The sequence below is a fragment of the Oleiphilus sp. HI0132 genome, from assembly GCF_001635845.1.
The window spans coordinates 1-571 of sequence record NZ_LWGJ01000961.1 but is presented as its reverse complement, the minus strand read 5'-3'; the positions used below and the strand labels follow the sequence as shown (position 1 = coordinate 571).

The 571-nt window shown below is 42.7% G+C and carries 1 protein-coding gene; it reads right to left on the bottom strand.

The window, feature by feature from the left end; translation table 11 throughout:
- Nucleotides 1–571, bottom strand: a 571-nt coding sequence (locus tag A3766_RS31035; RefSeq protein WP_197479530.1) for a hypothetical protein, incomplete at both ends; no start/stop codon positions are given.

Sequence of the window (571 nt, the reverse complement as noted above, 5' to 3'; positions counted from 1 at the left end):
CCACGGAATTAAATAGCTTTCATCTAGGCGGTATCGGTAAGAGTATTTCAACGTCAACTTCTTAGTGCGGATTCCTTCAATAACATGGCAGAACAAAAGTATTTTCCAGCGCGATATCGCTGGGGCATCTGATTCATCTTGTATCAGGTCTTTCTCTGATTTCCTTAAAAAGGCTTGAGGCGTATTTTCATCCAGCTGCGGTTTAGACTCACGTAACCAGTCGATTGCTTCAATTAATGGTGCATCAGAATTTTCACGGTCAAACGTTAGTGCCTTTAATGCAGGAGTGAGCCTACGGACAAGCCCCGTGTGCTGATTAAAAAGATAATGGTAAAAGCCACTTTGTTTTTGCAGTCTGGAAATGTTGACATCAAATCGCTCACAAGCATCATCGATATCATCTGTTTCGGAACTAAAGAATGCCTCCACGAGCTGCATCACCTGTTCATTTCGTTCGTAGAAGGATTTGTCCTCATCTTTAGTAATCGACAGTATTTGCCTTAATACCGCTCTGGATTGTTTGGCAGAATCAACCATGGCGCGATTGGACTCAAGGTTCTCTTCCTCGTTT